22 protein-coding genes and 1 pseudogene are annotated in these 23,928 nt (G+C 58.9%); 10 read left to right on the forward strand and 13 right to left on the reverse strand.

The features are described 5' to 3' along the window. Window positions 1-47: 47 nt before the first annotated feature. Window positions 48-503 (reverse strand): (2Fe-2S)-binding protein, encoded by a 456-nt coding sequence (locus PSH86_RS16075; RefSeq protein WP_116832454.1) that lies wholly within the window; start codon window positions 501-503, stop codon window positions 48-50. A gap of 435 nt (window positions 504-938) precedes the next feature. Between PSH86_RS16075 and PSH86_RS16080 the strand changes: the two genes are divergently transcribed. Together PSH86_RS16080 and PSH86_RS16085 are read left to right on the forward strand one after the other, a co-directional pair. After that, on the forward strand, window positions 939-1,544 hold the full coding sequence (locus PSH86_RS16080) for a class I SAM-dependent methyltransferase (protein ID WP_212800875.1): 606 nt from the start codon (window positions 939-941) through the stop codon (window positions 1,542-1,544). A gap of 234 nt (window positions 1,545-1,778) precedes the next feature. After that, complete coding sequence (locus PSH86_RS16085) at window positions 1,779-3,326, forward strand: TerC family protein (protein ID WP_232200839.1); 1,548 nt, start codon at window positions 1,779-1,781, stop codon at window positions 3,324-3,326. A 117-nt stretch (window positions 3,327-3,443) separates the two neighbouring features. Here PSH86_RS16085 and PSH86_RS16090 read toward each other — a convergent pair whose 3' ends face one another. The 8 genes from PSH86_RS16090 to PSH86_RS16125 form a co-directional block, all read right to left on the reverse strand. Continuing rightward, window positions 3,444-4,412: an ABC transporter ATP-binding protein gene (locus tag PSH86_RS16090; RefSeq protein ID WP_305490367.1), complete on the reverse strand. Its 969-nt coding sequence runs from the start codon at window positions 4,410-4,412 to the stop codon at window positions 3,444-3,446. Next, window positions 4,412-5,401 carry an ABC transporter ATP-binding protein gene (locus tag PSH86_RS16095; RefSeq protein ID WP_232200841.1) on the reverse strand — a complete coding sequence of 330 codons (990 nt, stop codon included), beginning with the start codon at window positions 5,399-5,401 and terminating at the stop codon, window positions 4,412-4,414. The genes PSH86_RS16090 and PSH86_RS16095 overlap by 1 nt, the downstream gene beginning before the upstream one ends. Window positions 5,402-5,403: 2 nt before the next feature. Continuing rightward, window positions 5,404-6,285, reverse strand: coding sequence for a D,D-dipeptide ABC transporter permease (gene ddpC, locus PSH86_RS16100; protein ID WP_232200842.1), 882 nt, complete (start codon window positions 6,283-6,285; stop codon window positions 5,404-5,406). Between the two features lies 1 nt (window position 6,286). After that, on the reverse strand, window positions 6,287-7,303 hold the full coding sequence (locus PSH86_RS16105; RefSeq protein ID WP_232200843.1) for an ABC transporter permease: 1,017 nt from the start codon (window positions 7,301-7,303) through the stop codon (window positions 6,287-6,289). 76 nt (window positions 7,304-7,379) lie between these two features. Next, window positions 7,380-8,960: an ABC transporter substrate-binding protein gene (locus PSH86_RS16110; protein WP_305483728.1), complete on the reverse strand. Its 1,581-nt coding sequence runs from the start codon at window positions 8,958-8,960 to the stop codon at window positions 7,380-7,382. A 163-nt stretch (window positions 8,961-9,123) separates the two neighbouring features. Next, window positions 9,124-9,663 carry a D-alanyl-D-alanine dipeptidase gene (ddpX, locus tag PSH86_RS16115; RefSeq protein ID WP_232200845.1) on the reverse strand — a complete coding sequence of 180 codons (540 nt, stop codon included), beginning with the start codon at window positions 9,661-9,663 and terminating at the stop codon, window positions 9,124-9,126. 37 nt (window positions 9,664-9,700) lie between these two features. Beyond that, complete coding sequence (locus tag PSH86_RS16120) at window positions 9,701-10,555, reverse strand: MurR/RpiR family transcriptional regulator (protein ID WP_232200846.1); 855 nt, start codon at window positions 10,553-10,555, stop codon at window positions 9,701-9,703. Window positions 10,556-10,766: 211 nt separating this feature from the next. Beyond that, window positions 10,767-11,243, reverse strand: a complete 477-nt coding sequence (locus PSH86_RS16125; protein WP_370873679.1) for a TetR/AcrR family transcriptional regulator — start codon at window positions 11,241-11,243, stop codon at window positions 10,767-10,769. Window positions 11,244-11,315: 72 nt separating this feature from the next. On the opposite strand from PSH86_RS16125, the pseudogene PSH86_RS16130 reads away from it, so the two are divergent. Continuing rightward, window positions 11,316-12,693 (forward strand): annotated as a pseudogene (locus PSH86_RS16130) (amidase). A gap of 158 nt (window positions 12,694-12,851) precedes the next feature. Here PSH86_RS16130 and PSH86_RS16135 read toward each other — a convergent pair. After that, window positions 12,852-13,856 (reverse strand): NAD(P)-dependent oxidoreductase, encoded by a 1,005-nt coding sequence (locus tag PSH86_RS16135; protein WP_305483729.1) that lies wholly within the window; start codon window positions 13,854-13,856, stop codon window positions 12,852-12,854. 113 nt (window positions 13,857-13,969) lie between these two features. Between PSH86_RS16135 and PSH86_RS16140 the strand changes: the two genes are divergently transcribed. After that, the gene (locus PSH86_RS16140) at window positions 13,970-14,593 is read left to right on the forward strand and encodes a TetR/AcrR family transcriptional regulator (protein ID WP_178082488.1); all 624 of its coding nucleotides are present in this window, start codon (window positions 13,970-13,972) and stop codon (window positions 14,591-14,593) included. An 83-nt stretch (window positions 14,594-14,676) separates the two neighbouring features. On the opposite strand, the gene PSH86_RS16145 is transcribed toward PSH86_RS16140, so the two are convergent. Further along, window positions 14,677-16,056, reverse strand: a complete 1,380-nt coding sequence (locus tag PSH86_RS16145) for a hypothetical protein (protein ID WP_305483730.1) — start codon at window positions 16,054-16,056, stop codon at window positions 14,677-14,679. A gap of 157 nt (window positions 16,057-16,213) precedes the next feature. Here PSH86_RS16145 and PSH86_RS16150 point away from each other — a divergent pair, with 157 nt between their 5' ends. Both PSH86_RS16150 and PSH86_RS16155 read left to right on the forward strand, forming a co-directional pair. Next, a complete protein-coding gene (locus PSH86_RS16150) occupies window positions 16,214-16,843 on the forward strand; it encodes a LysE family translocator (protein ID WP_305483731.1) in 630 nt (209 codons plus the stop codon). Between the two features lie 63 nt (window positions 16,844-16,906). Further along, the gene (locus tag PSH86_RS16155; RefSeq protein ID WP_116832460.1) at window positions 16,907-17,587 is read left to right on the forward strand and encodes a bifunctional 2-polyprenyl-6-hydroxyphenol methylase/3-demethylubiquinol 3-O-methyltransferase UbiG; all 681 of its coding nucleotides are present in this window, start codon (window positions 16,907-16,909) and stop codon (window positions 17,585-17,587) included. Between the two features lie 3 nt (window positions 17,588-17,590). Here the strand turns inward: PSH86_RS16155 and PSH86_RS16160 are convergent, their stop codons facing one another. Both PSH86_RS16160 and PSH86_RS16165 read right to left on the reverse strand, forming a co-directional pair. Further along, window positions 17,591-18,829 (reverse strand): OprD family porin, encoded by a 1,239-nt coding sequence (locus PSH86_RS16160; RefSeq protein WP_116832461.1) that lies wholly within the window; start codon window positions 18,827-18,829, stop codon window positions 17,591-17,593. Window positions 18,830-18,947: 118 nt separating this feature from the next. Then, window positions 18,948-20,231, reverse strand: a complete 1,284-nt coding sequence (locus tag PSH86_RS16165) for an MFS transporter (RefSeq protein ID WP_162893829.1) — start codon at window positions 20,229-20,231, stop codon at window positions 18,948-18,950. Window positions 20,232-20,484: 253 nt separating this feature from the next. On the opposite strand from PSH86_RS16165, the gene PSH86_RS16170 reads away from it, so the two are divergent. From PSH86_RS16170 to PSH86_RS16185, 4 genes are all read left to right on the forward strand, one after another. Continuing rightward, complete coding sequence (locus PSH86_RS16170) at window positions 20,485-21,432, forward strand: LysR family transcriptional regulator (RefSeq protein ID WP_109754123.1); 948 nt, start codon at window positions 20,485-20,487, stop codon at window positions 21,430-21,432. Window positions 21,433-21,523: 91 nt separating this feature from the next. Continuing rightward, on the forward strand, window positions 21,524-22,327 hold the full coding sequence (locus PSH86_RS16175) for a putative hydro-lyase (RefSeq protein WP_305483732.1): 804 nt from the start codon (window positions 21,524-21,526) through the stop codon (window positions 22,325-22,327). Between the two features lie 41 nt (window positions 22,328-22,368). Then, the gene (locus PSH86_RS16180; RefSeq protein WP_116832463.1) at window positions 22,369-22,908 is read left to right on the forward strand and encodes a hypothetical protein; all 540 of its coding nucleotides are present in this window, start codon (window positions 22,369-22,371) and stop codon (window positions 22,906-22,908) included. Window positions 22,909-22,974: 66 nt separating this feature from the next. Next, window positions 22,975-23,910 (forward strand): LysR family transcriptional regulator, encoded by a 936-nt coding sequence (locus PSH86_RS16185; RefSeq protein WP_109754126.1) that lies wholly within the window; start codon window positions 22,975-22,977, stop codon window positions 23,908-23,910. Window positions 23,911-23,928 lie beyond the last annotated feature (18 nt).

Here is a 23,928-nt window from a genome sequence, read left to right on the forward strand (position 1 = left end):
GAGAACTCCTTAGCTGGAATAGGGCCGATGGAAGAGAGGGCGAAACGTCAGCTCTTGCTTAACTCGGCAGCGCGATGAATCGCGTTACGAATACGCTGGTAAGTACCGCAACGGCATATATTCCCGGCCATGGCCTGATCGATATCGGCATCGGTGGGGGTGGGGTTGCTCGCTAACAACGCTGCGGCGCTCATGATTTGGCCAGACTGGCAGTAACCGCACTGGACTACATCAAGTTCGGCCCAGGCACGCTGTACCGGATGGCTGACATCTGCTGATAGACCTTCGATCGTGGTGATCTTTTTGCCAGTCACGGCACCGACCGGCATGACACAACTACGCTGTGGCGAACCATCGATATGCACGGTGCAGGCGCCACATAGGGCCATCCCGCAGCCGAACTTGGTGCCGGTCATGTGCATGAGATCACGCAGTACCCACAACAGCGGCATGTCGGTTGGTGCGTCCACTTCTAGTTCCTGTCCATTGACCTGTAGCTTCATCGTTAACTCCTGTTTGCGACCGCAAAGATCCGCTATGACAGGCAGCAGGCCGCACTTGGCTCGGTTACTGTCGATCATGGTTAACGGATGGCCGCAATGCTGTTGGGGGCATAGGGATTGAGACGAAGCTTACAAGTCGCGCGCTCCGATCATAAAGACAGGAGAATTGAATGGTCTGTGCAGGGGGGGCTAACAATCAGGAGGGACACCAAAGAAGGATTCGCCTTGAACATGAAGGACATGGCCCGATGAGAGAGTGGACGTCAGAAGTGGGTTAGTAGAATCAGTACGAATGCATCCGCCTTAAAATCATAAACACGCCGTTTAACATAATATACATTACACGCACCAATAGATATTCCACACAGGCCATCTCCCAGGTACATTTGAAAGCTCAGTCACATCCCTCGACCACATTCCCCAGGATCTTCTCCCATGCATGAGGCAGCCCATCAGATCATCGACCTCTACGAGCGTCACGCTCAAACATGGGATCGCGTTCGCCCGCGGTGCCTCGTCGAGCAATCATGGCTGGATCGTTTTCGTCAGGCCATGCCTGTTGTCGATGCTCATGTCCTCGACATTGGCTGTGGTTGCGCCGAACCCATGGCTGGTTACTTGATCGACGCGGGACATGCCGTATGTGGCATTGATTCGTCCAAGGCGATGATCAGCCTATGTCAGCAACGTTTCCCGCAGCACGATTGGCATGTTGCCGATATGCGCCAGTTGGCGCTTGATCAGCGTTTCGCTGGCATTCTGGCGTGGGACAGTTTCTTTCACCTGACGCCTGAGGATCAGCGTCGGATGTTCCCGATTTTCCAGGCCCATGCCCAGCCAGGCGCTGCACTGATGTTTACCAGCGGGCCGGCCCATGGCATTGCATTAGGCACTTTCGAAGGAGAAACGCTTTATCACGCCAGCCTGGACCACAATGAATACTTCGAATTGCTCACAACCCATGGTTTCAACGTCGTTGAGCAAACTACGGAAGATCCGGCTTGTGGTGGTCACACGATTTGGCTAGCTGTTAGCTGTTAGAAACGTCGCGTCGAGTACAAACCGCCAAGCGCAGATCACCGTCCTGTCAGATCCTGTAATAAATCGTCTCGTATGAAATGCTGGAAACCGTTGTAGGATTTCTTTCCCAATTATTTCCAGGTCTGTATGAACACGCCCCAGGAACCTCCCAGTAGCTTTCCAAAGAACAGAATTCCCTCCAGCGCTCCAGCACCTTCTTCCCTCGCATTGATCGCCCGAGGGAGCGAATAACCCATGGAATGGATCGTTGACCCCACGGCCTGGCTCGGCCTGCTGACCTTGATCGTGCTGGAGCTGGTGCTCGGCATCGATAACCTTGTATTCATCGCCATCCTGGCTGACAAACTTCCGCCCGAGCAGCGCGACCGCGCCCGCATCATCGGCTTGTCCCTGGCGTTGTTGATGCGCCTTGGCCTCCTTGCCAGCATCTCCTGGATGGTGACGTTGACCAACCCGTTGTTCGAGGTCTTCGGCAAGACGTTCTCGGGCCGGGATTTGATCATGCTGTTCGGTGGTGTATTCCTGTTGTTCAAGGCAACCATGGAGTTGCATGAGCGACTCGAAGGCCACGTGGCACAACGGTCCGGCAACGCGGCCTATGCGATGTTCTGGCCTATCGTTGCGCAGATTGTGGTACTGGACGCGGTCTTTTCCCTGGATGCGGTGATCACGGCCGTGGGTATGGTGGAGCACCTGTCGGTCATGATGATCGCGGTGATGTTCTCTATCGGCTTGATGATGATCGCGAGCAAACCGCTGACAAAATTCGTCAACGGCCACCCTACTGTCATCATGCTGTGCCTGGGCTTTTTGATGATGATCGGCTTCAGCCTCACGGCTGAAGGCCTGGGTTTCCACATTCCGAAAGGCTACTTGTACGCCGCGATTGGTTTCTCGATCCTGATTGAATTGTTCAACCAGCTGGCGCGCTCGCGCCGCAAGAAAAGCCTGCAAGGTCTTCGGCCGATGCGCGAGCGCACCGCCCATGCGGTGTTGCGCCTGTTGGGCGGCCAAAAGCTGGGGGCCGATGAAGTCGGTGAGGAAATCGCCGACATGCTGGAAGGTGACGAACCGGAGCAGGTTTTCCATCGACGCGAACGGGTCATGATCAGTGGCGTACTGCAATTGGCCGAGCGCCCGATACGCAGCGTGATGACACCTCGTGCGCAAATTGACCACCTCGACTTGGCCAATGAAGCGCAGGAAATCCGTACGGCACTGATGCACTCTTCCTACTCACGCTTGCCGTTGATCCGGGAAGGACGCGTGGATGAGCCGCTAGGCTTTGTCCATAAGAAAGAACTGCTCAAGGAAATACTGGCGGGCAATCAGCCCAATCTGGAAGTCATGGCGCGCAAAGCCATCAACCTGCTCGACAGTTTCACGATCCTCAACGCACTGGAGCAAATGCGTAAAGAGTCGACCCACATCGCGTTCGTGGTGAACGAGTTCGGTGACTTCGTCGGCCTTCTCACAATGACTGACATCCTGGAATCCATTGCAGGTGAACTGCCGGATGCCAGTGAAATTGAAGGCCCGAATATTGTCGCCCAGGATGGAGGCTTTCTCGTCAGCGGCGCCCTGCCCCTCAGTCAGATCTGTGAGCACATCGGTTTCCAGGCGAAAGCGACGCAAGATTACCAGACGCTTGCTGGGTTAGTGATGAGCCTGTTGGATCGCTTGCCGATTATTGGAGACACGCTCAGTTGGCAAGGATGGAGCATGACCGTGATGGAGGTCGAAGAGCGTCGGGTGACCAGGGTGCTGTTGCGTAAGGAATAAGCACAGAATGAGGCCGCATTTGCGGCCTTGTTCATTTTCGCCTTGCCTGCCCCAACGCTTATTGTGTCTTTCGGCTCTTTCCGTTTCTAAGGTGGGAGGATTGGCAAAACCAGTGACTCAATCCTGTAAATGACATCGCACATACTGCTGCTCATCGCCCAACAAGGCCTGCGGCTTCTCGCAGCCAACCGTGCATAGATTGCAGCGTTCGCGGAAGAAGCAGCCATTGGGTAGTCGACGATTCCCCGGTAATTCGGTAGGTGCCGCAACTTGCTCGTCATGGAGTGGCACGCCCAGTCGTGGTACCGCTTCGAGCAATAAGCGAGTATAGGGATGACGTGGATCATCAAGCACTTGGGCAGCGCTGCCCAGTTCAACGATTTGCCCCAAGTACATGACCGCTACCCGATTAGCCATATGACGCACCACTGATACGTTGTGAGAAATCAGGATGTACGTCAGATTGCGGGCACTTTGCAGCTCTGCCAACAGGTTGAGAATCTGCGCCTGAACCGAGATATCCAGCGCCGATGTGGGCTCGTCCAGGACAATAATATCCGGGTCTGACGAAAGGGCTCGGGCGATGGCGATGCGCTGACGCTGCCCCCCGGAAAACTGGTGCGGGAAACGGTCCAGGTACTCCGGGCGGATGCCGACTTGGGCCGAGACCCTGGCGGCCACATCGCGCATCTGCGCATGGCTGACATGGCTTCGGGCGTATAACGGCTCAGTGATTATTCTCCAGATAGGCAGGCGCGGATCAAGCGAAGACTGTGGATCCTGGAAAACAATCTGAACGTTGCTACTGCCCTCGCCGCTGCGATTGGCCCAGTTCAGTCCACCGCTGCTGGGCGGCACCAGGCCCATCAGCAATTGAGCCAAAGTGCTCTTACCGCAACCTGACTCGCCGACAATACCCAGGGTCTCCCCTGCCCGCACCTGAAGATCGATACCGTTCAGGGCGTGGGCATACCCGCGCGGCCGCCCCAACCAGTCATTACTTACGGGGAAACGCACGTGAACATCGTTCAGTTGAAGAATCGTGGGTGCCATTGGGGTGATGGGTTGAAAGACTGCACTGTTCATCACGAAAGCTCCTTGACCGGTAACCAGCACGCGCTTTTACGTTGGTCATTACCGTTGATAGTGTTGAGATTCGGACGTTTGGCACACACCGGCATAGCGTACGTACACCGCTCCTGAAAAGTGCAACCTAAGGGCAAAGAAGCCAGGTTCGGCACCTGACCGGGAATGGTCAGTAGCGGCTGGCCCGGCTCGACCATTTCCGGCAGACCACTGAGCAACCCTTGCGTATAGGGGTGCTGCGGATTCCCCATGACGTCAGCCGTGCGCCCTTCCTCGACCACAGCCCCGGTGTACATGACGTACACCCGGTCGCAGAACTGCGAAACCAATGCCATGTCATGGGTGATGAGCAAGATGGCCGTGCCCCGCTGCCTGGCTTTTTCTCGTAACAGCAACAGCACCTGGCGTTGCACGGTCACGTCGAGGGCCGTTGTCGGCTCGTCGGCGATCAGCAATTGAGGTTCGCAGGAGAACGCCAGCGCGATCATCACCCGCTGACGCATGCCGCCAGACAGTTCGAAAGGATAGCTGTCCAATACCTGTTCCGGACTGGCTATGTGCATGTCGCGCAACAGTGCGATCGCCTTGAGACGGGCTTGGGCGGCGCTGATCTTCTGGTGATGAATGATCACATCGAGCATTTGCCTACCGATACGCCGCGTCGGGTTCAAGGCTGTCATCGGCTCTTGGAAAATCATCGCGGCATCGCGTCCACGAATCGTCAGTAACTCTTTTTCAGGCGCTGCCAGCATGTCGCGACCGAGCATGCTCAGGCTGCCGGCGGTGATGCGATAGCTGCGCTCGGGCAACAATCGCATGCTGAGCATGGCCGTGACCGACTTGCCCGACCCGGACTCGCCGACGATACCGACGATTTCGCCGGGATTGACGTGTAGCGACACGCCGTTCAGGGCTTTGACGTTGTTTTTGTAAGCCGGAAACTCCAGGCTCAGATTGTCGATGGACAATACTGGACTCGATGCATGCATGGTCATTTCCCCTGTTGCCGTGGGTCGAGCAGATCGCGTACGCCATCGCCCAGCAAGTTGAACCCGGTGGCCGTGATCAGAATCGCCAAGCCCGGAAAGGTCGAGTACCACCAGTTATCGAGGATGTAGTTGCGCCCGGTGGCGACCATCGCGCCCCACTCGGCCGTAGGCTGCTGCGCCCCCAGGCCGATAAAGCCCAGGGCCGAGGCCATGAGGATCGCGCTGCCGATATCCAGGCTCAGTTGCACCAGCAATGGCGGCATTGCGTTGCGTGCCACGTGCCAGTGCACGACGTGCCAGCGCCCTGCCCCGAAGGTTTGGGCGGCCTTGACATAGCCCATCTCGCGGATACTCAAGGCTTGGCCGCGGGCTAGCCGGACATAGGAAGGAATTCGTACAAGCGTAATCGCCAGCATCGCGTTGAACAGGCTCGCGCCCAACGCAGCCGCCAAGGCCATGATCAACACCAGCGATGGCACCGACAGCATGATGTCCATCAGGCGCATGATCAATGCGTCGAAACGACCACCGACGACCCCGGAAAAGCACCCCAGCAACCCGCCGATAAAGCAGGATGCAAAAGCCACGAATAGACCGACACCCACCGACTGCTGGCTACCGAACAACACGCGGCTGAACAGGTCGCGGCCGACTTCGTCGGTGCCGAACCAATGGGTGCTGGATGGCGGTACCAGGCGTTCGGCCAAGTTCAGCGCGTTGGGGTCGTGACTGGCGAGCCAAGGGGCGAAGATCATGCACAGCAAGACGATAAAAGTGATCGCCAGACCCGCCATGGTCAGCGGGCTGCGGCGGATGCGGTAGGTCAGATAGGCGAGTTTTTCGTTCCAGCGCGGGCGGCGCGTGGCCATCAGGGTAGCGGACATTTCAACTTACCTCGCCGATGCGTGGGTCGATCACGCGGTACACAATATCGATGGCCATGTTCAGCAGCACATAGATGAACGAAACCAGAATGGCGAAGCCCATCACCGCCGGGAAGTCCAGCGACTGGATCGACTTGACGACATAGGCCCCCATGCCGGGCCAGGCAAATACCGTTTCGGTCAGTACTGCGCCATACAACAAATCCCCAAGGGTCAGTCCGAGTACCGTCACCGAAGGGATGAGCGCGTTAGGCAGTGCATGGCGCAGGATCACAGTCCATCGGGACAAGCCGTAGGCGCGGGCGGTGCGGATATAGTCTTCGCCGAGTTGATCAAGCATGGCTGAACGAATCTGCCGTGCGACGACGCCCAAGGTCACGAAACCCAGGGTCGTCGCCGGTAGAATCAGATGCTCCACGGCATCGAGAAACAGCGTGCCCTCACCGGCGAGCAGCGAGTCGAGCAGATAAAAACCGCTGATTGTCTGCGGCGGAGCAAGCCCTTCGGACAGCCGCCCGCCTCCGGGCAACCAACCCAGATGCCCGTAGAACAGAACGATTGCACCCAGACCGAGCCAAAAGGCCGGCGTTGAAATACCGGTGACCGCCAGGGTACGGGCGATCTGGTCTATCGCCCGATTGTGGTAAACCGCCGATAGCACGCCAAGCGGCACGCCGGCCAGGATCGCGAGCACCAGCGCTACCAGCGCCAGCTCCAGTGTCGCCGGGAAGAACGTCTGCAAGTCTTCCAAAACGGGACGGCTGGTGCGTATCGAGGTTCCCAGGTCACCCTGCACCAGGTCCATCAGGTAACGACCGTATTGTTGATACAGCGGCAGATCCAATCCCAATTGATGACGTATGCCGGCCACCAACGCATCACTGGCACGGTCGCCAGCGATCAATCGAGCAGGATCACCGGGGATCAGGTGCGAAATTGCAAAAGTAATCAGCGAAACGCCGAACACGACCAGCAACAGGCCGAGCAGACGCTTGCGCAACAAAGTCAGGAAGGCCATTTTGGCACCTCAGTAACACCCACGACGAAAATCAGAAGCCGCGCCAGCCACGAATGGCCGGCGCGAGGGAGCCGGTTTACTTGCTCATACTGCCCAGGTTGAACACCTGTTCGAGCATGGGGTTGAACACGTAACCCTTGACCGAATCACGCATCGGCAAGGTGTAGCTCTTCTGATAGAGGTAGGCGTAGACGCTGTCCCTGAGCACCATTTTCTGCGCGGTCTGGTACAGCTCGACGCGCTTCGCGGTGTCGCTAACAGCGGCCGCTTCTCGGATCAGCTTGTCGACTTGCGGGTTGCTATAGAACGAGCGGTTGCCTTGCAGGCCCTGCATCTTGGAGTCGAACCAGAAGTTCATGAACATGTACGGGTCGGCAAAGTCCGGGCTCCAGGCACCGACCGCGATGTCGTAGTCCGCCTGGCCGACGCGCTCACGCAGCGTGGCATTGGCAAGCTTTTCCAGCTTGAGGTTGATGCCCAGCGGCGCCAATGCAGCTTGCAGGGTCAGGCCGATCGGTTCCCAGTTAGGATCCTTGTCCGAATACATGTAGCTGAGGTTGGTGATTTTCTGCGGTGTTTTGGCGAGGCTGTCCTTGGCGGCTGCCATGTCCTGTTTCATCGGCGGCAACGAGCTGTCATACGCCCACATGCCGTCCGGGATTGGCCCGTTCAGGAGCTTGGCCTTGTCCCTGAGAATGCCTTTGACGATGCCGTTGTAGTCCACCGCTTCGGTGATCGCACGACGAGCATCGACGCTGGTCAGTGGGCCCTTCTTGTTGTTCAGGTAGAGATAGGTGACCCGTAGCGACGGGAACTCCCTCACCGCCACGCCGGGCTTGCTGGCAAGAACGCCGAGCTGGTCTTCGGGCATGTCTTCGATGATGTCCAGGTCACCCCGTTCCAGTTGCAAGCGACGCACGGAGGGTTCACCGATGATCTTGATGACCACGGTTTTCAGCGCAGGTTTGGGACCGGCGAAGTAGGTGTTCGGCTCCATGGTCAACGACTGGCCTTTTTGCCAGTTGCTCAAGCGGAAGGGACCGGAGCCTGCGGTATGGCTCGACAGCCAGGCATTGACGTCCGCGCTTTTATTGACCACGGCGGGGTTGATGATCGAAGCACCATTGTGGGCCAGGGTAAACAGGAACGGCGCGAAAGGCGTCTTCAGGGTGAACCGAATGGTCTGCGGGTCGACAACCGCGACCACCATGTCCTCTGGAAATGCACCGGAAGGTCCCTGCTTGAGGGTCATCAAGCGATCAAAGGAAAACTTCACCGCGGCGGCATCTACCGGGGCGCCGTCATCAAATTTGTTGCCGGGTTTGATCTTGAATTCCCAGACCAGATTATCCGCAGAAACGGTCCAGCTCTCGGCCAGGTCACCCTGAACTTCGGTGCTGCTTTTGTCGCCTTCGACCTTGTAGCCGACCAGGCGCTGATACGACGGGTAGGTGATGGTCCAGTCGTTGTTATCGAAGGTCACGGCCGGGTCGAGGGTCTGGGGATCAGCGGGTTTGCCGATGACCAGGGTGTCTTGTGGTATAGCCGCTGTCGCGGCCTGCCAGGCACCGAGGCTCAGTGCGCTGCACAAAACACTCAGCAATAGCTTGCCAGCGCTGGGAAAGGTTTTGCTGGTCACGGTGTTCATTGGGTTCATGCCGGTTTCCTTGATCATTCGATAGAGGGAAGTACGTCAGGTTTTTTATAAAAGCTATAACCGGGCAGTTGCAGGTGAAACGTAAGTAACGCTGTCTTGTTGTTTTGTTATCAGCCGCACTGAACGTGGGCTGCACGGCGTTGCAGGGCCATCAATCCGTGATTTAAACGACCTCCAGTAATGGGTAGTCATCGGCATTCGGAAGTTCGTAATGCCACCACTCGGTGGCAATCGTCTGGAAGCCGGCGGCGAGCATGATCCCCACCAACAGCAGTCGATTGCGTTGCACGTCTACTGGCAAGTCGGGATAGAACTGGTGGGATTTTTCTTCCATTGCGTCGAATTCGGTCCCCATATTCAACGGCTCGCCATCAGCACCGACCAGGGTCAGGTCCACCGCCACGCCACGGCTGTGGTGGGAGCCCAAATGCGGGTCACGTACATAGTCATTGTTGGGCAACGCGTCCCACAGTAGGTACTGAGCATAAGGCGGCCGATAGGCGTCATAGATGCGAAGGGTAAATCCGGCCTGACGCGCAAACTGACTGGCCTTGTACAGACAGTCGGCAGCCTGGTGATGTAACAGGCAACGCGCATCTGGATAAATCACTCTTCCTGCCAGGTTGTCTGCACCGGCGTAGATCAAATCGATTTGCACCTGATGGCGCTGGGCATCGATCTCTACAAGGGGGCTGTTGTTCACGCCAATACTCCAGTTGGGTTCGGTGGGACGATGAGGATCAGCCTTCGAACTGACCGAAAGCTTTTTGCAATTGACGGTTCCTGGCCAAGCGCTCATCGAGCCGATCGCCGTATTTTTCAGCGACGGCCGAGACGATGAGATTTAACAGGCAGGCCAATGGCGCAGGAGAATCCCAGAACTGCCCGACGTCGGTTTTCAGCTGTAGAAGGTCAAGTGGATAATCTCGAGCCCAGGGGCATTGCAGGTCGGTGATCAGCGCCAATGGGAGGTTGTTGTCTATGGCCGTGTCGCAGAAGGTCTGAGTTACGCTGGAATAAGCACGAAAATCCGCAATGATCGCGTAGGGGTTGGCGAAGCCGGAATTCAGGGTTTCTGCGTAAATGCCGGATAGACCATCGACGTAGTAGACCTTGGGCCGGATGTACTCAAGGTGGCTATGGAACGCTGTGAGAATCCCTCGAGTGGACTGAATGCCGAGAATGAACACAGCATCGGCTTCATGGATGCGTTGCACGATATTGGCGAAAGCATCGCTGCGCGCTAAACCGTAGACATACCGGATGGCCTCGATCTCGCGACTCAGGGAGCGATCCAGCGCATCCTGCTGATTGCTTTCGGCACGAAAGGCGCCGATGCGATCGGTGATAAGCCACGACGCTGGCGTTTCAACGCGCAGGCTTTGTTTGACTTCATCGATGTTCTGGTAACCAAGGGATCGAAAAAAGCGCCCTACGGAAATCCCAGTGGTGGAGGTCTGCTGCGCGATGCTATCAGCCGACTCGAACGGAAGCTGTTCAGGATTACCCAACAAATAGCTGGCGATCCGCTTGCCCGTCGGGGTCAGGTTGGAGAACTCTTGCTCCAGCCGTTGCAGGAAGCTGTTTTTTTCCATGGATTTCAAAGCCCCCGAGCGCCAGGTGTTATTATATTGTCATTATTTAAATTCTTGTTACTAGAGTAACATTCGATTTCGAAGCAACACAATGACTATCTTTCAGTAGACGTCCTGTGGTGATCAGACGAGAGCACGTTGCAGAAACCGTCTGTTGAGGGATCGGCCGAAGATGCCCGAACACGAAACAGCGCAACCAATTGCCCTTGACCTAGCCGCTGATTTTTTTCCGAACCATCTTCATCAGGTTTTCACCCACGCCCTCGATGCTCTTGTTCTGCGAAACGACCTGAGCCCCCTCCATCAGGTACGAGAGCTCCATCGCCGCTTGTTCCGGCTCGGGCAAGTCAGCCTCGACACAGAGATCCACCAGCCGGAGGAACTGACGCTTTTTATGTGCTTCGATGAGGCGACGGGCAGGATTTCCTGGCTCGGGTATCTCCGCCAGTGAATTGGTAAACGGACAGCCTCGATAAGACGCCACCGAAAGATCCTGGGCGATGAACTTGGCAAACCCGAGAATCTGCGCCTTGGGATCGCCGGCGTACTGTGCCGAAAGCGCTTCGAAGACCTCGGAGTATTTCTCGACGAGCAACCGTAACCACTCCAGCACCAGTGCGTCTTTCGAATCGAAATGCCGGTAGACGGTCATTTTGGTCGACTTGGCCTTTGCCGCGATGGCGTCCACCGTTACCCGACTGATGCCTTCATTGAAAAACAGCTCCTCGGCCGCTGCCAGGTAGATGGCTCGGAGAACGCGATGAGAACCGCTGAATACGCCGAATACGATGCGCTGGGTCTTGCTGAGCTGATCGTCAGCGGTCAAGTCACCCAAGCCGAGGTCAGTGCTGCGGCACTGTCCGCCATCGAGCAGCTCAATCCAAAGATCAATGCGGTGGTTGAGATTTGGGAGAATGAACCTCAGGCAGCTACCGGGCCGTTCATGGGGGTGCCCTTTCTGGTCAAGGACTTGGGCCTTACTGCCAAGGGGCATCTGAACGAACTGGGCAGTCGCTTGGCAGCCGGATGCATCGCTGACGCGGACTCCAACCTGATGATCCGTTTTGCGCCAGGCAGGTCTGGTTACCCTTGGCAGGACCACCACCCCGGAGTTGGCTGCCAGTACCACCACTGAATCGGTATTTTCGGGGCCGACGCGTAACCCCTGGGATCTCAGCCGCAGCGCCGGTGGATCAAGCGGTGGTTCGGCTGCTGCGGTAGCTGCCGGCCTGGTACCCGCGGCGCACGCCACCGATGGCGGTGGCTCTATCCGCGTGCCTTCAGCCTCTACCGGACTGTTCGGGCTCAAGTCCAGCCGAGGCAGAGTTTCAATGGGGCCTGGAGTTGACGAGGTGTGGGCCGGGCTTGCCGTGCACGGTGTGGTCAGTCGAACGGTGCGCGACAGTGCCGCGTTACTGGACGCAATCGAAGGGGCGGCTGTTGGGGATCCCTTTGAGATCGCTAAGCCGCAACATGCCTATCTGTCGGAAACGACTCGCGAGCCTGGTTCACTACGGGTTGGCCTTCTCCTGCATCCACTGAACGCGACTCGCTCTGTCGCGCCAATCGCAGAAGCGACCCGTCATGTGGCGCTCCAGCTCCAAGGCATGGGTCATAGCGTGGAAGAAGTCTGTTTGGACATCGGGCTGAGCTGGGACGGCTTCGTTGAAATGAACGCGCGATTCTGGTCAGCCAATACCGCTGCCTGGATCAATGCCATCGCTGCGGGTACAGGCCGCTCCATTGATGCCAGTACGCTTGAACCGGCCACGCTTTCGCTGCATCGGATGGGGAGCCAACTCACCGCCATCGATTTGCTTGAGGCCATGCATTCGAGAAATCTTGTGTCCCGCAGCATGGGGCACTTCTTCTGCAAATATGATGTCCTGTTGAGCCCGACGCTGCCAGCACTGCCCCCTGCCATCGGCAGCTATAACGAGGGTCAGACGCATCTGGATGGCAGGGGCTGGATGGATCGGGTATTCACCCACTCCCCCTTCACCGCGTTAGCGAATGTGACTGGATCCCCGTCTATGTCCATGCCATTGGCGTTTGATCCAGAAAGTGGTCTGCCTATAGGCATGCAGTTCTCAGCGGGCGTTGGGCGAGAGGACATGCTGCTGCGTCTGGCCGGTTAGCTAGAACGTGCGTTGCCTTGGACGGCACGCAAACCTGAGGTTTGGGCCGGAAAGCTATAGCCCGGTGGGCACGCTCTCAGCGTCAGGTCTGCTAGCCGGTAGCCGGCTAGCACTGACTAAAGGGAGGAAACGCTCAGCACACGCAATTGCGTCGCTCATTACTCCGGCAGCGTGCGTAACTCACCGCCCTCCTCCTTCAAACGTTCCAGATACGCGCTGGCGTCCAACAGTTGATAAGGGAAATAAAGCCCTGGCGGAGTCGGTGGCTGGCCGTCCAACCCGAGGAGTCGTTCAAGAGTCATTGCGACGCTGAGGCCGGTCAATGGCGCAGCGCCTGCCGGGTGGATGACTGCATGACGCGTATGCAGGGGTTCGCCCTGGAGGTCCTCGCCAACGAGTTCGATGATGATCTCGGTGGACATCGGCCTGCCCTGGCGCCGGGTTGAACTCACTGCGGTGGCCAAGTTGAATTGGACATTTGCTGCACCCGTCGCAGCCGCCAGGCCGACGACATCAATGGACGAAAAGCCGGAAGCCTCGATTTCCGTACCATCCACCGCATGGAATCGTGCCTTGGAATCCTCTCCTTCGCGCCAAACGAACACACCGTCGCGTCGTGTCAGTGCGGCAGGCAGCATTTTGTTCAGGTGTTCAAAGTCAGTGGCGACGGTTGGGCCGCCGGTGTCCTGCTCATCGACCAGCGCGTTGATACGGATGTCCTGGACCCGGCCAAATGCCCGGGCAACGCTCAGCGTCGCCACGGTCGTCGCCCCTGCCATCCATTCGTAACCGAGGACAATGGGCGAGGCGTCAGGCGTATGCATGTACATCGCAATTTCCGGCGCGATCTCGAAAACGCCGGAGGAAATGCTGAGGTGCGGCACGCCGCGTTTTTGCGCAAAACGCAATCCGGCAAGGGCGTGGTCCATATAAAAGACCACGACGGCGCTGACCGGGCGATCGCCGAGGCCTAGATCGTCTGCGTTAGAGTCAATCGCCACGCCCTGCGCCCCGCCAATGTGATCCGCGGCGCGCTGAGCCTTGGCAAGGTCGCGACCACCGATCAGCAGTGGTACCTCGGGGTAGGCGGCGCGAAGCGCCCGGGCAGTGTGGTGGCCAATGGCGCCGGAACCGCCCATTAATAAGATAGGATCAAGTGACATGGTGTGTTCTCCTTGTCTCTGGTTTAAACCTACTTTCAGTAGGTAACCTAACACAACATCACGCACTTCAACCTACCATTGGTAGGTTTTTTAGCGGTCAGGAGCAAAAAACCGTGCAGAAAGACATTGAGCACAGCCCTGTCGGTTCCCCTCCCCGCCGGCTTGCGAAAGCCGAACGGCGGCGACAGTTGCTGGATACCGCGCTACTGATCGTGCGCGAGGAAGACGCGGATCGGCTGACCTTGGGGCATCTGGCCGTTCGCGCCGGCGTGTCCAAACCGGTTGTCTACGATCATTTCGGCACCCGTTCGGGTCTGTTGATCGAGCTCTACAAATGGATCGATACCGAGCGGGTCAGCGCTTTCCGTGACGCCATGTCCAAGACTGCGCGGAGCCTGGAAGAGACAGCCTTGGTCCTGTCCAGCGCCTACATTCATTGCGCGGCCGATAACACCGACGAATTCCATGCTGTGGGCGCAGCCCTGGCAGGCAGCGAAGAGAAGGCGGCGGTGTTCCAGGAGCTCTTGGATAACTGTGTGCAGATGTTCATATCTGTGCTCGAACCTCATACGACGTGGCCAGCGGACGAACTCGAACGATGCTGCATTGGCCTGGTTGGCGCGGGGGAAGCCCTGTCCTGCGCGTTGGTACGAGGGCGGCATGGCGAAGACGAGGTCATTGAAACATTCGCTTCACTGATCCGCAGCGTCGTAAAGCCGACAGAGGCGCAACTTTAGACGTCGTGATAGCGGACCCGAGATCGTTTACATGTCCGATGGACTGCAAGCTCTTCTACGGCTTGCGGATTGCTGCTCCGTGCTCAACGCTGCTTCAAATACACCCCGGCCAGCCCGTCCTGTGAATCCGGAACCGCGTTGTAGGCAATGACCGCAAAGCCTTTCACCAATTGAATGTGATATGGACCGTTCTTCCCGGAGGCTTGCGGCTCGCGCACGATGATCAGGTTGCTGCTGTCCATCGGCACGATGTGATGCTCGGTCACGCTGTCCTTTGTGGTCATGGTGAATTCGGCGACTTCTCTTCCATTGGCATCCCGCTCAGGGAGAATCTTCAGGTCCAGATCGGCGTCGTGCCCCAGTGCGTCCTGCATCTGGTAATGGCCGCTACGCTGGGCCGCGTCGACATCGTCGATCTTGTCGTTATCCAACTCGCGTTCTTCATCGTGCAGCAGGACAGCCCCTTGGTGGTCGTCGCCCTTGGCGCCGCTGACCCAGATACCGGTGAAAGAGTACGGTTCGACTTTTTCCCGGGAGATCCGCCAGGTACCCGTTTGACGACCATCGCCGGCATATTCATGGAGGCTGATAAGGTCGTCATCCGCGTCTTCCCGAATGCCCAGCAGCTTGATCGGTTCGCCGGTGCCCGCCTGGGTATAGCGCACCTCACCAACGATCACGGCACCTTGCACCTGGTACCAGAGTTCTACCGGGGTCTTTGTGTCGAGGGTACCGGCGAGGATCACGGGGTCCTCCTTCTCGGGGCCTTCCAGGCGCGATTGCTCAAGCCATTGGCCCTCTTTCAATTCACCCGTGGTGCGCAGCGTGTAGCCGCTGGGCATGCTGGTGTTTTCGCCTGGCTCGGTCGGCTGGATTTGCTCCTCGGTGTCCGAACGAAGCAGGACCAGCTCGTCGCCGCGCATTTTCCATTGAGTGGCGCGGGTCCAGCAGCAGTCACGGTCGGTTTGTGACAGCAGGACGCCGTCCAACGGGCTGACAGAGAACATGCCTTTGCTGTCCTCCCTGGCCAGGGCCGTCAAGGCCGGATTGAGGATCCATTGGGTTTTCCGCGGGTCTTGCAGATAGACGTCGAACGTCGGTTTGTAGCTCGCGTCGGGATCGTTGCCATTGCGGATCGCCAAGTCCTGGCGGCCATCGAAGTTGAAATCGTCGAAGTACAACAGGCTCTGAGGGCCAAGTAGCCAGTTATCGACCTTGCCGTTGCGGTCCACGGGCACATTGCCGGCGGGCGTCTGCAATTGCTGCAGGGCTTCGTGGGTGTTGTTGTCGCGCACGGTGATGAACGCTTGGGCCAGTTGATGCGGGTCTTCCGGCGGCTCCGGGAACAGCACTTCGACCAGATATTGGCCACTGCGGTCATTCACCGCGAACGCCCTTGGCTCGGCCATGACCGGAGCCGCCACAGTCATGGAAAGAAGCACACTGCTGACGAGCGAACGCATCCACCCACTTCCTTGCTGAAATTCGGGGCCGCAGTTTAGCGACTCCCGTGATTCATCGCGAGAGAGACGACTGTTGCTATCAGTTAGGCCCGGACTGTAACTGACGCCCTGCTCGCCGTTCGCTTACTGTCGAGGCTCATCCCACGGAGTGATTCCCATGCCGGATACCGCCAATCTCTACCTGTTCGTGGTTGCTGTCGTGCTTTTGCTGATCGTTCCGGGGCCCAACATGGCCTTTGTCACCAGCCATGCGTTGGCCCACGGCTGGCGTGCTGGCGTCGCGGCCGCCCTCGGTATTTCCTTGGCGGACGTGCTGATGACCATGATGGTCAGCGCTGGCATCGGCGCGCTGGTGATGAGCTGGGCACCGGCGTTCGACGTGCTGCGCCTGGCCGGAGCCGCTTATCTGCTGTGGCTTGCCTGGCAAGCACTGAGAGCGCCGGCTGCAACTCAGGATAGCCAGCTCCAGGTTGCTTCGCTGTGGAAAATCTTCTGCCGAGGCGCCCTCAACAGCCTCTTGAATCCCAAGGCGCTGCTGTTCTTCATGGTGTTTCTGCCCCAGTTCGTCAACGTCAAGGCCGGCGGCGTAAGCCTGCAACTGATCTTCCTCGGAGCGTTGCTGGCACTGATTGCATTCGTCTTCCATACGCTGCTGGGTGTTTGCGCCGCACAGCTCAGGGCGAAACTGGCAAACAGCGGGATTTCAAGGCGCCTGGGTATGTATGGTTTTGCCGGGGTCATGGCAGCGCTGGCGGCACGCCTGTTGTTTCTCGACCGTCCGCTTTGACCCGCGGCGTCCTTGCGCCAGCGATTGTCCTATGCTTATCCAATCCACTGCGGAGCTGGACCCATGTCCTCCGAAACCACCCTCCTCCAAAGCTGGCACCACAATGCCCAGGCCTGGATCGAAGCCATCCGCACGGGGGCCATCGAAAGCCGCCTGACGGTCACGGACCAGGCCATGCTGCTGGCGGTACTGAGCCGCCAGCCCGAGCGTGTGCTTGATCTGGGTTGCGGCGAAGGCTGGCTGTTGCGGGCGCTGACTGAACGGGGCATCGAGGCGGTCGGTGTGGATGGCGACGCGACGTTGATCGATGCGGCCCGGGCAGCGGGCTCCTCCCTGGTGCACCTGGCAAGCTATGAAGCGCTGGTGGAGGCCAAGGTGGACGTCGGCAGCGGCTACGACCTGATCTGCGCCAACTTCGCCCTGTTGCACCAGGACATCATCCCATTGCTCGCGGCGATGAACGCCCTGCTCAACCCGGGCGGAGCGCTAGTGATCCAGACACTGCACCCGTGGACTGTGGCGGCAGGCAATTACCAGGACGGCTGGCGAGAAGAAACCTTCGACGGGTTCAAGGGCCAATGGCGGCCCATGCCGTGGTACTTCCGCACCTTGTCCAGTTGGCTCAATGCCCTGGACATGGCCGGTTTCCGACTGGTGGTGCTGCAGGAACCGCAGCACCCACAAAGTCCGGTGCCGCAGTCGTTGCTTTTGGTGGCCGAACAATACCGGTCGGCAGAGCGATGATTCTTACCACAGCGCCATCGTATAGCTGACGATCAACCGGTTCTCATCCAGATCGTTGCCAAAATTCGAACGGACCGTCGCATTGCGCCATTTCAAGCCCAGCCCCTTGAGCGTGCCGTCCTGCACCACATAGGCGATATCCGTGTTGCGCTCCCACTCCTTACCTTCGCCTGGTGCGGTGCGCTGGACATTGTCGCCAGTGATGTAGCGGGTCATGAACGTCAACCCGGGCACGCCAATGGCGGCAAAGTTGTAGTCATAACGCGCCTGCCAGGAACGCTCGTCGATGTTGGCGAAGTCGCCGATCTGCACGAAGTTGACCAAGTACGGATCGCTGCGTCCGATGTAGGGGAACGGATCGTCGCCGCTCATGCGTTGATAACCCAGGCCCAACGCATGGCCCGCCAGGCTGTAGGTGAACAAGGCGCCGAAGGCCTGGTTGTCGAGATCGCGAAAGTTGCCGTCTTCGGTGCTGCGCGAATAGCGCACGTCGCTCTTGAACGACTGGCCTGCGCCCAGGTCCAGGGTGTGGACGAACCCGAGGTAGTTTTGCTGGTAGATGTCTTCCAACTGGCTATAGCGGTATTGCGCCGTGAGGTTCGGCAGGAACTGATAGTCCGCCCCGGCGAACTGGAACTTGTCGCTGCTTCCACCGATGCGATTGGCGGTCATGTCCTGGTAGTCGGTGGAGTCGACAAAGTTGATCTGCGTGAGTTGCCCGGCGCTCAGCTTCAAGCGATCGATTTCCTGCACGCTCAACAACCCGCCCTTGAACGTTCCCGGCAGCAGGCGCGTGTCGTTGGAGCTCACCGCCGGGTCCTTGATCTGCAACGTCCCCAGCTTCAAGGTGCTATTGGATAGGCGCACCTTGGCAGTCAGACCGAGTTCGCCATAACGGTCTTGCGAACCGCCCGACAAATCCGCCGGTAACAGATTGGTGCCCGCCGTGCCGCCCCCGGAATCGAGTTTGAAGCCGGCCATGCCCAAGGCATCGAGGCCGAAACCCACGGTTCCGGCGGTGTAACCCGACTCCATCCGCAGCAAAAAGCCCTGGGCCCATTCTTCAGCCTTGTCCCGTGCCCCCTCCTGGCGGAAGTCGCGATTGAAGTAAAAGTTGCGGGCCTCCAGGCTGCCTTTGCTGTCGGCGATGAAGTCGGCCTGGGCGTTCGGCATGCCGATCAGGCTCAGGCCGAGCAACGTACCGGCGGGGGTATGAAACCAGGTGGATGTGAAATGCCGCATGGCATGCTCCTTTTTATGGACGCGAGCGAACCCTCTCGGGGGCGCTGCCTTCGCGTCCGATGGTTGTTGTTTTAAAGGTTGGTACGGCGTCCGCTCTTTGCGCGGACGCCACGGGCAGTCAGGATTCGAGCTGTCTGCCGCGGGTTTCCGGCAGGCTCAACGCCGCCAGGATCACTACGCCATAGGCGCCGGCGGCGAACACACCGATCCCGGTGCCGATGGGCAAGGTGTTACTCAGCGTGCCGATGAACAACGGGAACAGCGCCGCGATGGAGCGCCCGGCGTTGTAGCAGAACCCCTGACCCGACCCACGCATACGGGTGGGAAACAGCTCAGTCAGGAACGCGCCCATGCCGGCGAAGATGCCCGAAGCGAAGAAACCCAGGGGGAAGCCCAGCCAGAGCATCCAGGCGTTATCGATAGGCAGTTGGGTGTAGGCCAGGACGATTGCCATGGACCCGACGGCGAACAGAATGAAGTTCTTTTTGCGGCCGATGGCATCGGTCAACAACGCACTGGTCACATAGCCGACGTAGGAACCGACGATGACCATCGCAAGGTAACCGCCGGTACCGAGCACACTCAGGCCGCGCTCGGTTTTCAGGTATGTCGGTAACCATGTGGTGATTGCGTAGTAGCCGCCCAGCGCACCGGTGGTCAACAGCGAGGCACGCAAGGTAGTGCTGAGCATCCGTGGGGCAAATATCTCGAAAAATGCCCACCGCGAACCCAGCTCTGGCTTGGCCTGGCGCTCCCGCACAGCATGTTCGAAGGTGTCCGACTCCTTGACCAGTCGACGGATTACCAGCACAAACAGCGCCGGTACCAGGCCGATCATGAACAACGCCCGCCAGGCCTGTTCCGGTGGCAGGAAAGTGAACAGCCCGGCATACAGCAGCGCCGTCAGCCCCCAGCCCAGCGCCCACCCGGCCTGCACCATGCCCACTGCTTTGCCACGGTCCTTGGCGCGGATAACCTCGCCGATCAACACCGCCCCCGCGGTCCATTCCCCGCCGAAGCCAAAGCCCATCAAGGTCCGGGCCACCAGCAATTGTTCGTAGTTCTGCGCCAGCCCACACAAAAAGGTGAAGAACGCGAACCACAGGACCGTCAGTTGCAGGGTCCGTACCCGGCCGATACGGTCGGACAGGATTCCGGCGATCCACCCGCCTGCCGCCGAGGCCAACAAGGTGCAGGTGCCGATCATGCCGGCGTCGCCCTTGGAGATTCCCCAGGTCGCGATCAGGGTCGGGATAACGAAACTCAGCATCTGCGTATCCATGCCGTCCAAGGCATAGCCGATCTTGCAGCTCCAGAATGTACGTTTTTCATTTTTCGACAGGGGGCCGTACCAACTGAATGGGCCCGTGCGCCCTGTCCCGGTGGTTACGCCGTCAGTCATGGTCTTTTCCATGGAAGGTTCCTGCGGCAGCAAGCGAAGATGACGGACACGCCTCGTTATTCTTTTGTGAAGGCGTTGTCGTTGGGGATGCGGACGCAGTGGCTGCGTCGTGGGGCGGATTCTTTGTGGCAAATCCACGCAGCGTCAAACGGGAAAAACACCCGATCGGGCATAAGAAAATTTGATGCGTCCAATGGCCTGATCTGGAGTAACAATTGCAATCATAAGAACCACACGCACCCAGAGAGCCTTCATGAACCTCAAATTCCTCGAAACCTTCGTCTGGGTCGCCCGACTGCAGAGCTTCAGCCTCACCGCCGAGAAGATGTTCAGCACCCAGGCAGCGATCTCCAGCCGGATCGCTTCATTGGAAGAAGAATTGGGCTTGCGCCTGTTCGTGCGGGATTCGCGCGGGGTCTCGCTGACACCCGAAGGCCTCAAGGTGCTCGACTACGCCGAACAGATGCTCGAAGTCCAGCGGGCGTTGAAGCAGTCACTGGACACCAACAGCCCGCAGCAAGGCCTGGTGCGCATCGGCGTGATGGATACGGTGATTCATACCTGGCTCAGCCCGTTGATGTCGATGCTGATGCAAGCCTTTCCCGCCGTGGAAATCGAAATCACCGCCGATGCGGCGCGCAACCTCTGTGAGCAATTGCAGAAAGGCTACCTGGACATCGTGTTCCAGACCGATCTGGTCCGCCACGAAAGCGTGCGCAACCTGGAACTGGGTCACTATCCCATGCACTGGATCGCCGCCAGCCAGTCCATCTATGCCCGCCCCTACGCTTCGCTGGTGGAGATGGCGGGCGAGCGCATCATCACCTTCGTCAAGCATTCGCGTCCGCACCAGGATGTGCTCAACCTGTTGTACGCCCATGGGGTCACGGCACCGCGGGTCAGTTGCGTCAATTCGGTGTCGGCCATGACCCGGCTGATTCGCGACGGATTCGGCATCGGCGCCTTGCCAGCAGCGCTGGTGGCCAAGCCGCTGGCCAGCGGCGAATTGATCCAGCTCGAGCCCGGCACCGCCCTGCCCCAACTCGACGTCGTCGCCTCCTGGCGCGCTGGCGTCGGCCTGGAGCTGATCGAGAACATCGTCCAGATGAGTCGCCAGGTGGTCAGCCAATACGCCGCTGATGTCGGGCCGCAACGCATGGTGGCGGCCCCGGGCCTGAACAGCCAAGCGCCTCTGGAATAACTTTTAGTTGTCACGGGGTACCAATATTCCTTGTTGGACGTCATCGCCATGCTGTTCTCAAAGTAACGGACGAACGCTTGGAGACCCCGTGATGAATCAACCCGCCCTGCCTTTCGAACAACTGCAGCAATGCACGCCCGTCGCCCTGCGCCAGAGCATCGCCGCCGGCCAATACCAGGGCCATACCAGCGGCCTGGGCCAAGGGCGCGTGCAAGCCAATATCGTGATCCTGCCCAGCGACTGGGCCAATGAATTCCTGCGCTACTGCACCCTCAACCGCCAGGCCTGCCCAGTGCTGGACGTGACCGAGCCAGGGGATCCGTTCTTCCGTAACCTGGGCGCCGCCATCGATATCCGCCATGAGGTGCCTCAATACCGGGTCTACCGCCACGGCGAGTTGAGCGAAACGCCGCTGGACATCGCACACCTGTGGCAGGACGACCTGGTGGCCTTCGCCCTCGGTTGCTCATTCTCCTTTGAACAGCCCTTGCTGGAGGCTGGCATCCGTTTGCGGCACATCGAGCTGGGGCGCAATGTCGCGATGTTCCAGACCAACATCGACACCCGTCCCACCGCTCGCCTGTCTGGCAAGATGGTGGTAAGCATGCGGCCGATGAAAGCGGCCGCGGCCATCCAAGCGATCCAGATTACCGGGCGCATGCCCAGCGTTCACGGCGCCCCGGTGCACATCGGTGATCCTTCATTGATCGGCATCCGGTCCCTGGACACGCCGGATTATGGCGACGCCGTACCGGTGGAAGCGGACGAAATCCCGGTATTCTGGGCCTGTGGCGTAACGCCCCAATCCGTGGTCCAGGCCTCGCGTCCACCGCTGTGCATCACCCACGCTCCGGGTTGCATGCTGGTGACGGACTTATGGAACAGTGATTTGTAAGCCTCGAACAAAGGCTGTTTTTCAACCTGAAAGGACACGCGATGAACACCGCTCAGCGATCGATTCAACAGTACATCCACGCCAAGGACGGCAACCGCCCTCACCTGCTGGCCCAGGCCTTAACACCGGCGGCTATTCTGGACATGGTCGTGCGCACCGGTTCCATCGCGTTTCCCGCCCACGTCGAAGGCCGTACCGCCATTGGCGACGTGTTGGTCAGTCGCTTTGGCCAGACCTTCGAAAATGTCTACACGTTCTGCCTGGCCGCCCCTCCGCCCGCCAACACAGAGGCGTTCGAGTGCAAATGGCTGGTGGCGATGTCAGACAAAAGCAGCGGCGAGGCGCGTGTCGGGTGTGGCCTGTATGACTGGCAGTTCGATCCAGCCTCGAGACTGGCCGAGCGACTGACCATCACCATCGAACACATGAAGACCCTGCCGGCGACCGATCTGCCGATGATCATGGCCTGGGTATCGAAGTTGGACTATCCATGGTGTAGGCCTGAGGCGATTATTGATAACGCGCCGGATTTGGGCGAGATGAAGGAGGTAGTTCGGTACTTGGCCAATACCCAGCAGTGAAGAACATGAAACTAACCTAGATCCCCCTCGCCACGGTTTCTAAGCCAGCGCCAAGGAAACGCCCAAGTGAACATCAAGTTTCTCGAAACCTTCGTCTGGGTTGCCCGCCTGAAGAGCTTTCGTCTCACCGCCGAAAAGCTGTTCACCACCCAGGCGTCCATTTCCAGCCGGATCGCGGCCCTGGAGGACGAAATGGGCGTGCGCCTGTTCGTGCGCGATTCCAAAGGCGTATCGCTGACCTCCGAAGGCCAGCGCGTGCTGGAATACGCCGAGCGCATCATGGACACCATGCAAAGCATGAAAGCCGTGATCAAGGATCCACGCCAGGTACGCGGCCGGATCCGCATCGGGGCAATGGATACGGTGATCCACACCTGGCTCAGCCCCTTGGTGACACGCCTGATGGAATACTACCCAGCCCTGGAAATCGAGCTGTCGGCCGACACCGCGAGCAACCTGTGCTCACAATTGGAGAAAGGCTACCAGGACATCATTTTCCAGACCGACATCCTGCGCCTGGACAGCGTGCGCAATACACTGCTGACTCGCTACCCGATGCACTGGGTGGTTCGCACTGGTTCCCCCTATGACCGATCCTATGCGTCGCTGGAGGACTTGTCCCAGGAGCGCATCGTGACGTTCTCGCGCAACTCGCGGCCCCACCAGGACATTCTCAACCTGCTGCATTCAGCCAACATCGTCTCGCCCCGCATCAACTGTGTGAACTCCGCATCGGCCATCACCCGCCTGGTTCGCGATGGCTTCGGCATCGGTGCCATGCCCGCGGCGTTGGTTGTCGGCGAACTGACCCAAGGCACATTGACCTTGGTGGACGGCGTGCCGCTGCCATCGGTCATGGACATCGTAGCCAGTTGGCGGACCGGCGCCGGTATGGAACGAGTGGAAGACATTGTCAGCTTGACCCGGGAAGTGGTCGGCGAGTTCGTCGCGCAACTGCCAGCAGCGTACCGATTGCCGACACAAGACATCAGCGGACTGTAAGTGAACTGCAATATCCCC

It is taken from the genome of Pseudomonas sp. FP2300, assembly GCF_030687595.1.
GTDB lineage: Bacteria > Pseudomonadota > Gammaproteobacteria > Pseudomonadales > Pseudomonadaceae > Aquipseudomonas > Aquipseudomonas bijieensis.